This is a genomic window from Nostoc sp. PCC 9305 (assembly GCF_963920915.1).
In the GTDB taxonomy this organism is placed as follows: Bacteria; Cyanobacteriota; Cyanobacteriia; order Cyanobacteriales; family Nostocaceae; genus Nostoc.
Genome location: NZ_CAWUDN010000087.1, coordinates 20769 through 34585, shown reverse-complemented (window position 1 = coordinate 34585; position 13817 = coordinate 20769). Strand labels below are relative to the sequence as shown.

General features: G+C 42.6%; 10 protein-coding genes. 5 read left to right on the top strand and 5 right to left on the bottom strand.

The window, feature by feature from the left end; genetic code table 11:
• Positions 1-25: 25 nt before the first annotated feature.
• Entirely contained in the window at positions 26-403 is a 378-nt protein-coding gene (locus ACM0OX_RS26305; RefSeq protein WP_414517880.1) for a hypothetical protein, read from the bottom strand.
• Positions 404-870: 467 nt separating this feature from the next.
• Between ACM0OX_RS26305 and ACM0OX_RS26300 the strand changes: the two genes are divergently transcribed.
• Together ACM0OX_RS26300 and ACM0OX_RS26295 are read left to right on the top strand one after the other, a co-directional pair.
• Positions 871-3246 (top strand): glycoside hydrolase family 31 protein, encoded by a 2376-nt coding sequence (locus ACM0OX_RS26300; RefSeq protein WP_414517879.1) that lies wholly within the window; start codon positions 871-873, stop codon positions 3244-3246.
• A 178-nt stretch (positions 3247-3424) separates the two neighbouring features.
• The gene (locus tag ACM0OX_RS26295) at positions 3425-7486 is read left to right on the top strand and encodes a PAS domain S-box protein (RefSeq protein ID WP_414517878.1); all 4062 of its coding nucleotides are present in this window, start codon (positions 3425-3427) and stop codon (positions 7484-7486) included.
• A 228-nt stretch (positions 7487-7714) separates the two neighbouring features.
• Here the strand turns inward: ACM0OX_RS26295 and ACM0OX_RS26290 are convergent, their stop codons facing one another.
• The gene (locus tag ACM0OX_RS26290) at positions 7715-8197 is read right to left on the bottom strand and encodes a DUF4168 domain-containing protein (protein ID WP_414517877.1); all 483 of its coding nucleotides are present in this window, start codon (positions 8195-8197) and stop codon (positions 7715-7717) included.
• A 109-nt stretch (positions 8198-8306) separates the two neighbouring features.
• Positions 8307-9296, bottom strand: coding sequence for a DNA polymerase III subunit delta (holA, locus tag ACM0OX_RS26285; protein WP_414517875.1), 990 nt, complete (start codon positions 9294-9296; stop codon positions 8307-8309).
• Positions 9297-9508: 212 nt separating this feature from the next.
• Here holA and ACM0OX_RS26280 point away from each other — a divergent pair, with 212 nt between their 5' ends.
• On the top strand, positions 9509-10297 hold the full coding sequence (locus tag ACM0OX_RS26280) for a DUF1868 domain-containing protein (RefSeq protein ID WP_414517873.1): 789 nt from the start codon (positions 9509-9511) through the stop codon (positions 10295-10297).
• A gap of 60 nt (positions 10298-10357) precedes the next feature.
• On the opposite strand, the gene ACM0OX_RS26275 is transcribed toward ACM0OX_RS26280, so the two are convergent.
• Positions 10358-11146 carry an RDD family protein gene (locus ACM0OX_RS26275; protein ID WP_414517872.1) on the bottom strand — a complete coding sequence of 263 codons (789 nt, stop codon included), beginning with the start codon at positions 11144-11146 and terminating at the stop codon, positions 10358-10360.
• A 45-nt stretch (positions 11147-11191) separates the two neighbouring features.
• Positions 11192-12037 carry a hypothetical protein gene (locus ACM0OX_RS26270; protein ID WP_414517871.1) on the bottom strand — a complete coding sequence of 282 codons (846 nt, stop codon included), beginning with the start codon at positions 12035-12037 and terminating at the stop codon, positions 11192-11194.
• 80 nt (positions 12038-12117) lie between these two features.
• Here ACM0OX_RS26270 and ACM0OX_RS26265 point away from each other — a divergent pair, with 80 nt between their 5' ends.
• Together ACM0OX_RS26265 and ACM0OX_RS26260 are read left to right on the top strand one after the other, a co-directional pair.
• A complete protein-coding gene (locus ACM0OX_RS26265) occupies positions 12118-13092 on the top strand; it encodes a stage II sporulation protein M (RefSeq protein ID WP_414517870.1) in 975 nt (324 codons plus the stop codon).
• A gap of 82 nt (positions 13093-13174) precedes the next feature.
• Entirely contained in the window at positions 13175-13744 is a 570-nt protein-coding gene (locus ACM0OX_RS26260; protein ID WP_414517869.1) for a Uma2 family endonuclease, read from the top strand.
• The last annotated feature ends 73 nt before the right edge of the window (positions 13745-13817 follow it).

Below are 13817 nucleotides of genomic sequence, written 5' to 3'. Positions count from 1 at the left end.
CTAATTCCTTTTGATTTGCGTTCTCTCATATCGCTTTTAGTCTAAACTCCAGTAAGAAGACTGTATCAATATTCGCTGCAACAATTTGTTCTTCTGTTTTACTACCCACCGTCTTGCGAGAAAATTTGCTTTTCCTGGGTAAAATCTCGTTGATAGTGGCTCGTCCTTCAGATTCTCTAACACTAATCGCAACCCAATCTCCAACGGCGGGAAAATCTTGTGGTTGAGAAGCCCGATGCCGCAATTTACCTGAAACTTCTGCTGAAAGTTCCCCTTGTTCGCTATAGAGGGTGTAAGTATTTCTGTATTCAATGGCAACCCTACCAACGCTAAATCCTTGTAAGCGATAGGGTTCAAAGCTGCGAGCAAAAAAGTCACTCCAGCCTAAATAATCCAAATTCATTGATGTTTCCTCGATGTGTGCTACTTGTTTTGCACAAGGTTCCACAGAGGAGGACACTTCTATGCAGGGGAACTTCCCGCACCAGAATGTCTGTGAATTCTAGTTTTCATTCCTGTAAAAAAGAGGACTGAACAGAATCTCTGCGCCTTGCGTTCTTTGAGTTGGGATGGTCAAAGTAACCCGGACTGCTAGCAACTCAGTCATAGTTCGTCCTCCTTATGTACTACAGTAAATAATCTACATTATTACATTAGCCTATTCCAGAAAATTCGTTAAAATTATGCAATTTTAACTTTGATATTTATCGCGTATTGAAAGACCAATGCACAAGTTTGTACATTATAAAAATAATTTTGGTAAAAAATATTTGCTCATTTTTCACCAACTTCTAGCAAAAGAAAGAGTTTGAGGCTGAGTATCTCTGTAATCATGAATGCGGATAAGTGTTTACCTGCTAAATAACTGATATGCCGCAATATTTTGGAAAACTACCCACAACAAACCAAGCTTGGACAACTGTTAGCAATGTAAAAGCTGTAAGCTGGGAAAATAATATTGTTAATTTTGACTGTGGCGACTCACGCCTGACTATCAGCGTACTGACTCCGAATTTAATCCGTGTACGTTTTGCACCAACTGGGGAATTTATGCCTCGCCGCTCTTGGGCTGTGACGCCAGATGATGCAGAATGGGCAATAACACCTTTTGCAGTACGGGAAAATGAAGAAACGATAGAAATTGAAACAGAACAGATTCGTGTGTGCGTTCAGCGGGAAAAATGTCGCATCGCCTGTTTTGACAAAGCTAATCGTCCTTTTGCTCAAGATGCAGAGATGGGGATAGGTTGGCGGATGGGCGCAGTTGCAGGGTGGAAGGAAATTGCAGCCGACGAACATTTTTATGGCTTTGGTGAACGCACAGGCTTTCTGGATAAACTCAGCGAAGTAAAAACTAACTGGACAACGGATGCTCTAGATTATGATTCACTCACTGATGAAATGTACCAGGCAATTCCATTTTTTATGGCTTTGCGTCCGCAGGTAAGCTATGGCATCTTTTTCAATACCACTTTTTGGAGTCAGTTCGATATCGGCGCTGAACAACCAGGTATTTGGAAGATGGAAACTCGTGGCGGTGAATTGGATTATTACATTATTTACGGCCCCGAACCAGCCCAAATCCTGGAGACTTACACTCAGCTAACTGGGAGAATGCCATTACCGCCGAAATGGGCGCTAGGTTATCATCAATGCCGTTGGAGTTACGAATCAGAAAGCGTTGTGCGAGAACTGGCAAAGGAATTCCGTCAACGCCGCATTCCTTGCGATGTGATTCACTTGGATATTGACTATATGCGGGGCTATCGAGTGTTTACTTGGAGTCCTCAACGCTTTCCCAATGCGGCAAAACTTATTAGTGATTTAGCAGAGGATGGTTTCAAAACAGTCACAATTATCGATCCTGGTGTGAAGTATGAACCAGAAGGTAATTATCATGTTTTTGACCAAGGAATAGAAAACGACTATTTTGTGCGTAAAGCTGATGGTACGTTGTTTCACGGCTACGTTTGGCCTGAAAAAGCTGTTTTTCCTGATTTTTTACGTCCTGATGTGTCTAACTGGTGGGCTGATTTACACAAAAGCCTAACTGATATTGGTGTGGCAGGAATTTGGAATGATATGAATGAACCTGCCATAAACGATCGCCCTTTCGGCGATGATGGGGAAAAGATTTGGTTTCCTCTAGATGCGCCGCAGGGGAGCAGAGGGGCAGGAGAGCAGGGGAGCAGGGGAGCAGGGGAGAATTTATCTACGTCTACTCATACAGAAGTGCATAACTTGTATGGGTTGATGATGGCTAAAGCTTGTTATGAAGGGTTACAGCGGCATCGAAGTTCAGAGCGATCATTTGTGTTAACGCGATCGGGTTATCCTGGTGTGCAACGCTGGTCTTCTGTGTGGATGGGGGATAACCAATCGTTGTGGGAGCATTTAGAAATGTCTCTGCCGATGCTTTGTAACATGGGACTTTCGGGTGTGGGGTTTGTGGGTTGCGATATTGGCGGGTTTGCTGGTAACGCCACCGCTGAATTATTCGCTCGGTGGATGCAGGTAGGGATGCTTTACCCACTGATGCGCGGTCACTCGGCAATGTCTACTGCTCGTCATGAACCTTGGGTATTTGGCGATCGCGTTGAAAATATCTGTCGAGAATACATTAATCTACGTTACCAATTACTTCCTTATATTTATAGTCTTTTTTGGGAAGCGGCAACGACGGGCGCGCCGATTTTAAGACCCTTATTATACCACTTCCCCAACGATCCGAAAATCTATAGCCTCTACGATCAAGTATTGCTTGGTGCATCGCTGATGGCTGCACCAATTTACCGCCCTGGAGTTGAGCATCGAGCTGTCTACCTACCCGCTGGCACTTGGTATGATTGGTGGAGTGGCGATCGCTATGAAGGCCCGATTCACATTCTTGCTCATGCACCACTGGAAAAAATGCCACTGTATGTTCGTAGCGGTGCGATCGTTCCTATGCAACCTGTCAGGCAATACGTTGATGAGGCTCCGCTCGACCAGATTCGATTACGTATTTGGCCTGGTAATAATGAATATCAGCTATTTGAAGATGATGGAGAGACAAACAAGTATCAAGATAAAAAGTTTTCGCTAGCAAATATCAGCGTATTTACTGAGTCCGATCGAACGGTAGTTGAAATTGGAGCGAGAATAGGAGAATGGACACCTCCACCGAGGGAAGTGATTGTAGAACTTGTTGGTGTTGGAGAGCAACGTTTTCAAGATGATGGTAAGCTACATAGCCTGCAATTCTGAAATACTCGCAAAGGTGGTTTTTTGAGCCACCATTATTTCATTATGCAAGGAAAAATATGCATAGAGGTAGATGAAAAACAAGTCAAGGTGTAGCCTAAAATACAAATAACATCAATGATTAAATCGTAAGAAATACGTAAGTTTACCACGCTAGATAGATGCGGTTAGAGAACACTCAATGTTAAATATTAACCGCTTGCAGCTGCAAGATAGATTTAAAATCTCTACAAATTCACTTGTGCCAAGAGTCGCAAGTGCGATCGCTGTTTTTGTTGGTAGCTTGGTATTAGTTGGCTGGTGTCTTGGTATTGAAGTTCTGAAGCGCGGATTTCCTGGTAGTCCTGCCACAATGAAAGTCAATACGGCGTTATGTTTTGTGTTGTGTGGTGTGTCGCTGTGGCTATTTTTAACAGCAGGGGAGCGGGGGAGCAGCACTTCGGCTACGCTCAGTGACCGAGGAGTAGGGGGGCAGGGGAGCAGGGGGGCAGGGAGAAACAATTCAAAATTCAAAATTCAAAATGACGTTCGCGGACTCGCTAACGCTGCGCTAACAAAATTATTTACCCATTTTCCTACTCTTCTAATCTCTCAGGTCTGTGCAATAGCTGTCACCACAATTGCAGCGCTCACTCTTTGTCAATATCTGTTCGGCTGGAATCTGGGAATTGATGAACTGGTGTTTCGCGATTCGCGAACTAGTTTAGCGACATTGTATCCGGGGCGAATGGGGGTGAACACAGCACTGAACTTTATCCTGGTCAGTGTCGCCCTACAGATTCTGATTCATCCAAAAACCCACCGCAGTTATTGGTATGCCCAAATTATCGCTCTGATTGCTACTTTAATTTCCTTTCAGGCGCTGATGGGCTATGCCTACCAAGTGGAAGTTCTCTACGGACTTGCCCCTTATACAACATCAATGGCCTTACATACAGCGGTGTTGTTCCTCTTACTCAGTATAGGTATTCTGTGGGCGCGGGCAGAACATGGCTTAATGAGGGTAGTTACAAGTGATAGTGACGGCGGCTTACTTGCACGTCGTTTACTAGTTGCCGCGATCGCAGTACCTTTTATATTAGGGTGGGTAATTGTTGAAGGACAACGAGCAGGACAATACGATCCGGCATTTGCAGTATCGGTGTTTGCGATCGTTGTGATTGTAATTTTTACTATTTTGATTTGGCAAAGTGCCAGGGTTATTGAACACCTCAGCTATCAACGCGACCTTGCCCAAGAAGCACTGAGAACCTACGAAGCTAAACTAGGGAGTTTTGTAGATTCTAACGTCATTGGCATTCTGTTTGGCGACGTGTATGGCGGTATCCAGCAGGCAAACGACGAATTCTTGAGGATGATTGGTTACACGCGGGAGGATTTGTTAGCAGGTAAGTTAAGTTGGCGCAATATCACACCACCAGAGTATTTATATTTAGATGAGCGAGGTGTTGCCGAAGCCAAAGGAAATACCAACGCTACTTGTACGCCCTACGAGAAAGAATATATTCGCAAGGATGGTAGCCGCATCCCGGTTTTAGTTGGTTATGTGCTGCTAGGAGAAAATCGGGAAGAGTCAGTAGCGTTTATCCTCGACTTGAGCGAACGCAAGCAAGCAGAGACAGAGCAACAAAAATTAGTGTCGGTAGTAGAAAATAGCTCTGATTTTATCGGCATCGCCACCCTTGAAGGTCAATTACTCTACATAAATGATGCAGGTAAAAAGCTGGTAGGTCTTGCTAGCCTTGATGAAGTGAGGCAAAAAGCAGTATTAGATTACTTCATGCCCAAAGACAAAGCCTATTTCCAAAAATATATACTGCCGACTGTGCTATCAGAAGGGCGCTGGCAGGGAGAATTCTGCTTCCGACATCTCCAAACAGGTCAACCGATACCAGTTGATTACAACATCTTCACCGTTACAGATAACAAAACAGGTCAGCCAATTGCCTTAGCAACGGTGACTCGTGACATCACCAAGCAAAAGCAGACCCAGGAACAAATCTTACAGCTAAACAGGGATCTACAGCGCCGCATTAGTGAGTTACAAACTTTGTTGGAGGTAATTCCCATTGGAATTGGTATTGCCGAAGATCCAAAATGCCAAAATATTAAGGTCAACCCTTCTTTTGCCAAGCAGTTGGGGATATCGTCAGATACAAATGGTTCTCTCAACGCTCCCTTGGACGAAAGACCACCAAGCTTTAAGATACACCGCCAGGGAAGGGAACTGTCAACAGAAGAACTCCCAATGCAGTATTCTGCTGCTCATGGTGTCGAAGTTCTGAATTCTGAACTTGATGTCGTCCATGAAAATGGCAAAATCGTCAAGCTGTTGCACTATGTTGCACCCCTGTTTGACGAAGAGGGTAAAACTAGAGGAAGCGTTGGTGCATTTTTAGATATTACGGAGCGCAAACACGCAGAGGAAGTACTTTTAAATCAGCAAAAATGGCTAGAGGATGTGTTAAATCTGATGCCAAGACCGTTGCTGTTTATCGAACCAGGAACGGCGCGGGTAACTTTTGCCAATCGCTCGGCTGACGAATTAGCTGGGGGCGAATTTCCTAAAGGTGTACCTGCCGAAGAGTATCACACAGTTTACTACTATACAGATGCCGCTGGCGATCGCATCCCCAATGAACTGATGCCAGGAGTGCGGGTTGCCCGTGGCGAACGCCTGAATGGATTGGAGGTGGACTGGCATACTCCCGCTGGTGTGCTATCTCTACTAGTATTTGCTGATACCTTGCCAGCAATGCACGGTCATCCGGCTACCTGTATCTTGGTGTTCCAAGAAATCAGCAACCTCAAGGCTGCACAAAAAGCCCTCTCATTAAGTTACAAAAGGTTAAAGCTACTATTTGACACAGCCAACGATTTATTATCGAGTCAGCAACCAGTAGCACTAATCGATAGCGTCTACCAAAAACTAAAAGACCAAATTGGTTTAGATATTTACTTTAACTATTTGGTTGAGGATAACTCTCAGGTAATGCGGCTAGAGTCTTACAGCGGCTTTTCCCAGGAGATAGCAAAGCAAATCGAGTCCTTGGAATTTGCTGAAGCGGTTTGTGGGACTGTCGCCCAGGAGCGTTGTGCAATTGCTCTAGAGAATGTGCAGCAATCAATTGACCCGAAAACAGAATTGATTCGTTCTTTAGGAATTACTGCTTATTATGGTTATCCGTTAATTGCCCAAGGACGGTTGTTGGGTACTCTTTCTTTTGGCAGCCGCACTCGGTTAAGCTTCACCGACAATCAAAAAGGGATGATGCAAGCAGTATGCGACCAAATAGCGATCGCAATGGAACGGGCTAGTTTAATTGCTTCTTTGCAACAACAAACTGAGCAATTGCAAGAAGCCAACCGGATGAAGGATGAGTTTCTAGGGATATTATCCCACGAATTGCGATCGCCCCTCAATGCCATCCTTGGCTGGGCGCAATTACTGCAACGAAGCAAGCTCAGTGATACCCAAATGGCTAGAGCAACGGAGACAATTGAGCGCAACGCCAAAGCGCAAACCCAGCTAATTGAAGATTTACTGGATATATCGCGGATGGTTAGAGGCAAGTTACACCTCGATGTCCGTACTTGTAATTTGATTCCCATAATTGAGTCAGCCATCAAGACTGTTAGTTTAGCCGCCCAATCCAAGGAAATCGATTTGAGATTTTCCCTAATTCCCTCAAAAGCAACGCGAAATTCAGATTGGGAATTAGGAGTTAATCATGAAAATCTCGAATTTTCAGCAGCACAATCCCAAACCAATCAACATTCAGAAAACAGCAAGCTGGGTGAAAATTCTCAATATTTAGTTTCCGGGGATTCCGAGCGCTTGCAACAAATCATCTGGAATCTGCTATCCAATGCCATCAAATTTACACCCGTTGGCGGAAAAGTAGAGTTGCAATTGTCAGTGGTTAGTGGACAAGAAAAACCACAGACAACGGATAAATATGCCCAAATTCAGGTGATTGATACAGGCATTGGTATCAGTCGTGATTTTCTTCCTTACGTTTTCGATCGCTTTCGTCAAGCTGATAGTTCTAACACTAGAATCTATGGTGGATTAGGACTAGGATTAGCGATCGTCCGTCATTTAGTAGAATTACATGGTGGTACTGTACACGTAGATAGCCCAGGCAAAGAACAAGGAGCGACGTTTACCGTCAAACTACCACTTTTGAAGAATGCCCACCTCAGCTCTTTTGCCCCTCTGCCCTCACCCCCCTCTGTTTAGTCGATGCGAGAACAAGAGGGAATTCCAGCCGCAACGTTGACAGATGATGCCACTACAAAAGACCGATTATTGTAGAGACGGCGATTCATCGCGTCTCTTGCCTTAACCGAACAGTATTATTTTTCATGAATCAAATAGGACTGCGATAATGTCCGAATAATTAGTATGATTCCCATAGTAGTTAACCACTTACTTACTACGTACTGGGATTTTAAGTAGCCCTTCTACTTATCGAGACTCAGGAGGTTGTTGCAGGCGTAATAGAGTATTGTAAACCTGCTTTTTTAAGATAGTATTATTTTGTAGTTCTATGGTAATTTTGTTGAACTGTTCAAATTTCAAACCATTATCTTCGACAATTTTTTGAGCGTGGTTACAGTAGTTCACTGCGATATCTTGAGCCTTCTTTGGAAGACCATTGATGCTATTAGAATCGTTGCAAACAATCTGGGGAATTTCTCCATTGCCAATAAGTTTTTTAATTTCTTCAAAAGCATTTTGACGGGCTGGCTCCATTGCTAGCACGGCTTGAGCATAACTGTCAATTTCAGTATTGTTAACTATTGGTGCTGGAGTTTGAGCGTCAGCTTTAGAACTAAATGAAAAAGCGTTAGAAATCACACCCAAAGTAGCGATCGCGCCGAAAAATAACGATCGCGAAAGGGTTCGCTTTCGGCCAGTTCGAGAAAATAAATCAGAAACTTTTTTCATATAGTGTGTGACACGAAACTACATCAGGGATATTATAAGAACTTTGAATTATTTTCAGAGTTGGAAGTTCCAGGAACCGCTCAATAGATCGAGCTTTTATATTTGATTGTCAATTTCCTCGGCATACTTGACAAAGTTCGATTACTTTTGTCTGGAGTGTTGACATTTCTGATGCTCCTTGCTTAAGGCTAACCTCTAATTCCAGCAGTAGGGGTAAGCAAAAGATTAACTGTTGCACAGAAAGCAGCTTGATTTCTTGCTGTAAGAAGTAAATCCGTTTGGGATTACCGATATCAGCGGCAATAGCTATCGCTTGTTGATTCCGTTCCCCACTTTCTATCATAATCTTTACCCACAGCCAGGTGCGAAATTGTCCAATCAGCGTCGCAACTATCCGTAATCCCGGCTCGGAAGCATTATTCAAATCTGCCAGTGTTGTCAAAGCTTTTGCTGTATCTCCTGTTCTGATTGCTGCTGCTAATTGTAAGCTATTTTGAGTAGTATTTCTTACTAACTTCGTAACAGTATCTATGTCTAAGGGCTTATTGCTACCTTGGACATATAGCCGTAATTTCTCTAACTCATTGTAAAGAAGCCGTGTATCATTACCTACAGATTCTGCCAACAGATGGGAAGTATTGGCAGTCAGTTTCACGCCCACTGTCTGGGCTGCTTGATTAACAGATTGCACCAGTAATTCTGTTTTCCAAGGAGGAATGAGGGGAAATTCTCGGAATTCGGTCGCAAACTGTTTTAACAATTTCGTGGATTTGAGGCGTTCATCTGGCTTATTGCGGCTAGTGAGTAATAAAAATGAGTTTTCGGGAATCACAGATAGCGATCGCCCCAACTCTGCCAACACATTCTCTGGACAGTGCTGACACAGAGTAGTGTTGATCAGCCATACCAAGCGCCCACCAGCGCCAAAAGTAGGCGTCATCACCTGATTTAACCCCTGGATAGCAGCATCATCTCGATCTGGCGGGAATGCAGTGTAATTAAAACTTGTCCATTGGGGATCGAGGACGCGATCGCGCAAAAGTGCGATCGCCTTTTCCATCGCAAAATCATCTTCACCCCAGTAAACATAGATTGGCATAGATAAACCTCTTAGTAGATGGGCCATTAGGAGTGCTGAGTTAAGAGTTAGGAGTTAAGAGTTAAGAGTTAAGAGTTTTGTTTACCCCCTTGTCCCCTTGTCCCCCTATCTCCCTCATCTCCCTTCCAAAAATTAAATACTTTTGAAATCATTCTCTTAATCAAGGTAATTTTCCCTAAAATCTATCAAGTGAGAGCATGAGGCTATGAAGATTGGACGACAACTATCAAACTTACTTAAATCGGTTAGCAAGACTGACGCTGCCAGAAGCCTACAGATCCCAAGCCCAGCATATTCAGGAATCTTCTAAATTTCAGCTAAATTCTGGGTTGAGACAAGCGGCATCCTTTCCTGGCTATACGCTAATTACCCCGCCGGCAGAAGAAGAATCACACAACTCTGCTTTCTATGCCAAATTACAGACTTATCAACAGGAACTTTTGCAGTTGCCTGTAAACCGTAATTTGATTGTACCTGTACCTCCTGCTAGCTTCCATCTGACTTTAGCGGATTTAATTTGGGACAATGCTTACCTTGATGCCTACGAAAAAAATCCTAAATTTGACGAGGAGTTACACTCTTGTTTAGCTGAAATATTTCAAAAATATCAACAATTGATGACAAACAGGAGTCATCCAATTAAATGGCAAATGCTGGGACTAATACTGATGCCAAGAGCTGTAGCAATTTGTTTAGTCCCGCAAGATGAACGCTGTTACGAGGAAATTATTCAATTTCGCCGAACAATTTATCAAAATCCCAAGTTAATTGCCTTGGGTATTGAGCAGCATTATCACTTCACAGCCCATGTTACATTAGCCTATTTTGGGGAGGTTCCGTCTGACCTAGACCGCATAAGCTTCAGCACCATGCTTTCTCAATTGAATGAAGAATGGCTGTTGAATTTGCCAGAATTTTTGATCGATCGTGTTGAATTGCGAAAGTTTGACAACATGACACGCTATTATCGTGAACCAGACTGGCCGATTTTGGATTTTTAAGTAACTAGTTTAGTAGTCAGTAAGTGCAAACTACTGACTACTCATTCTTAATTAGCTAAATTAGCTAAATTTCGGTTGTTGATAACCGAGGTAAATTGCTTCTAAAAATACATCAGGCGTAACAGCTTCGGGCAATTTTTCTAAATTAATAATATTTTTAACTTGCTCGGCTAGCTTTAGAGATAGTGAAGCTCTTGCCTTTAATGACATTGCACCACGTCGCTGTAAATACTCGCGAATCACAGCAAAATCATCTGGCATCAATTGCGATAAATCAGCAATTTCGATTAACTGTTCATGAAGTCCTTTTGCCTGTTCTGAAATTGTCAATCTGGTAGATGCAGTGGGTGCTTCGGCTTGAATGACAATTGTGCCAGCAGCCAAATCACCTAAGCGCTTTTCGCGGCTACCCAGCATAATTAAAAAAGCGCCAATAAATAAAGTTTCATCAAAGGGTCGCAATAAAGCACGTAGCGTTGCTTGTTGTAACCCGATCAGTCTACCATCATCTCGAACTACACGAATTTTAGCAAAGCGTTTACCAGGGGTTTCCCCAAACCATAAGGTTTCAAAAAATACAAAATAGCCGATATAAATTACAAAGGCGATAATGAAGAAAATTGCTAACAACCAAATATCTAAACTTGGTAATTTTGTAAAAAAGTATTCAGCAAAATTTAACAGCTGCGTCGAGAAGACACTCCAAATAAGGACGAACAGAAGCAAAGTTATACCCAACACTGTATAGTCAATCAGGAGTGCCAAAGCTCGATTACCGATTCCCGCTAGAGTGAATTCCAACTCTACACTTTCTGGAGTCTGGAATGTGATGCGATTAAAAAAGCGCATATTTTAACTAATTCAAAATTAATAGAGTTGGATTAAAGTATTGAGTTAACGAAAATCTTGCGAGGGAGGTTCTCGTAATTGTAAACCTAGACCTTCACGCCGACTACGCAAGTCCAAGTATAAAACAGCTTTTAGTGCTTGCCAGAATGGCATGACTAAAACTCCACCAATCAAGCTTCCAATCACAGAAATAATATACACAATCGAGTAAATAGCAGTACCAGGCTCAAGTTTGATTAGAAATAAGCTAGGTATATAGTTTAATACAAACACCAAAGGCAATGTAACGATAAAAGCAACTAAAACAATGCCCTGAATGCGAAAGACTGAGGCTTTAGTTAGCTCCCAACTTCTGGCAACACTTTCGCCACCATTGATATTTTCCTCAACTGCTAAGGGCACTTCAGCTACTATCCAACGGGAGTAGAACCAGGTTAGTCCTAACAATATAATGCCTGCCGTTACAATTATTGCCAATGTGGTTATGACTATAATGCCTGAACTACCTAATATTCCTCCTAATGCTACTCCGATCAAGCTAGCTAGTACACCGCCCACGATCGCTAATCCAATATAAATTATCAGCAAAGATATACCTACTTGGAAAGCAACTCTTAAAAAAGACCAAAGACGTGGATTAACATGGCTGCGGGCAGTTTGAACACTTTCAGGCTGGTAAATCAATTCTCCAAAAGCCAAGCGTGAAATTAGTCCAGAAATGGCTGCATATTTTGCCCAACCATACACAGGAACTAAAACCCACAAGTGAGCGATCGCAGCTAGGTTAAGATAAGTCTTCAAATGAGAACGATACAACCGTACCGCAGCACTGACAACGTTACCGATACTCAGTGGTTGTATCTGGCCGGAAGATCCAAAGTTTTCAGACATAATGGTAAATTTCCCTTGAAATTACGGAGATGAATTTGAGGCTATCTTAAGCTAAGTTAAACTCAGTGTTCCCAAAATTCATGAATATTCAACGTTGGATTGCGCGACGAGAACCGAATTGGCAGCGTTTAGATGCCCTATTAAGGCAGATAGAAAAAAAAGGGTTAAAGTCCTTACGGGCAGCAGAAATTAGAGAGTTAGCGAGTTTGTATCGTTCAGTGGCGGCAGATTTGGCACGTGCCCGCACTCAGCAAATCGGCAATACCTCGATCCAAAGTTTACAATCTTTAACAACTCGTGCCTATACGCAGATTTACCAAGGTTCGCGGCGACAGGAATGGCAGGCAATCCTAGAATTTTATCGTTGGGGATTACCATCTGTAGTTCAGAAATCATTTGTATATATTGCTGTGGCAACGGCGCTGTTTTTACTAGGCGCACTAGTGGCTTGGTGGTATTCCTGGCAAAACCCCAGCTTTATGCCTTTAATCGTACCTGAAAGCTTGATTACCAAGGTGCGAGATGAGCATAAATTATGGATGGGTTCAATTGTCGGTGTTGAACCTCTGGCATCCAGCGGGATCGCAATCAATAATTTGTCGGTGTCTTTTGGGGCTGTTGCCGGTGGTATGACGGCTGGACTATACACAGCCTATTTGATGGTATTTAATGGTTTATTAATTGGTGCTGTTAGTACTTTAGTCGGTCAAAATAATCTAGCTTATCCTTTTTGGGCCTTTGTATTTCCGCATGGTTCTTTGGAATTACCCGCGATCTTTTTTGCTGGCGGTGCGGGATTTTTATTAGCAAGAGCAATTTTATTTCCTGGTAAATATCGCCGTGGAGATGCACTGAAATTCTATGGATATCAAGCGGTGCAGCTAGTATTTGGGATTGTACCCATGTTGATTATTGCTGGTGCGATCGAAGGCTTTTTTTCTCCTAATCCTAATGTACCTGATGCAATTAAATATTTGGCAGGGATAGGATTATTTATACTTTTAGTGCTGTATTGTAGCCGCAAGCAAACAGGAAATAATTTAGATGGCGGCTGATTGGCAAATTGAAAAAATATTTTAGAATAAGGCAAATACTAACTATGTAAATAAATCATCATAAATTGCAGCTAGGATAATCATGGTACAAACATCAAATAAAAGATTGACTCTAGAAGAGTTTCTCACACTACCAGAAACTAAACCGTATTGCGAATACATAGACGGTAAAGTAATTTCAAAACCTATGCCTCAAGGAAAACATAGCACTATTCAAGGAGAACTCTGTCCCACAATCAATTCTGTCATCAAAGTCCAAAAAAGGGGTTGGGCTTTTCCAGAATTACGTTGTACTTTTGCAGGACGTTCTATAGTTCCCGATGTCGCTGTATTCTCTTGGGCAAGGCTTCCTGTAGACGAAAATGGTGATATTGCCAATACATTTTCCGCAGCACCCGACTGGATGATCGAAATTCTCTCGCCCGAACAAAGCCATACAAAAATTACAAAAAAAATCTTACACGCTCTCAATCACGGGACTCAAATGGGTTGGTTAATTGACCCTGATGAGCGATTCATTGCTGCTTATCCTGCGGGACAACAACCTTTACCTTTTGAGGAAATTGAGTCTGTTTTACCAGTGCCAGAATTTTGTCAGGGGTTACAGTTGAGGGTAGGTGATATTTTTGGATGGTTAAAGGTGACTCTGTAATAAATATTAATCGGGTTAGTTTAGAATTAATGTTTTAGCCAAAGAGTAACAGAAGACATTCTGTTTACTTAAT

Excerpts from the sequence above, each read along its gene's own strand:
- ACM0OX_RS26305 (WP_414517880.1), bottom strand. The coding sequence starts at position 403 with ATGAATTTGGATTATTTAGGCTGGAGTGACTTTTTTGCTCGCAGCTTT.
- holA (WP_414517875.1), bottom strand. The coding sequence starts at position 9,296 with ATGCCAATCTATGTTTACTGGGGTGAAGATGATTTTGCGATGGAAAAG.
- ACM0OX_RS26295 (WP_414517878.1), top strand. The coding sequence starts at position 3,425 with ATGTTAAATATTAACCGCTTGCAGCTGCAAGATAGATTTAAAATCTCT.
- ACM0OX_RS26270 (WP_414517871.1), bottom strand. The coding sequence starts at position 12,037 with ATGTCTGAAAACTTTGGATCTTCCGGCCAGATACAACCACTGAGTATC.
- ACM0OX_RS26275 (WP_414517872.1), bottom strand. The coding sequence starts at position 11,146 with ATGCGCTTTTTTAATCGCATCACATTCCAGACTCCAGAAAGTGTAGAG.
- ACM0OX_RS26300 (WP_414517879.1), top strand. The coding sequence starts at position 871 with ATGCCGCAATATTTTGGAAAACTACCCACAACAAACCAAGCTTGGACA.
- ACM0OX_RS26260 (WP_414517869.1), top strand. The coding sequence starts at position 13,175 with ATGGTACAAACATCAAATAAAAGATTGACTCTAGAAGAGTTTCTCACA.
- ACM0OX_RS26265 (WP_414517870.1), top strand. The coding sequence starts at position 12,118 with ATGAATATTCAACGTTGGATTGCGCGACGAGAACCGAATTGGCAGCGT.
- ACM0OX_RS26290 (WP_414517877.1), bottom strand. The coding sequence starts at position 8,197 with ATGAAAAAAGTTTCTGATTTATTTTCTCGAACTGGCCGAAAGCGAACC.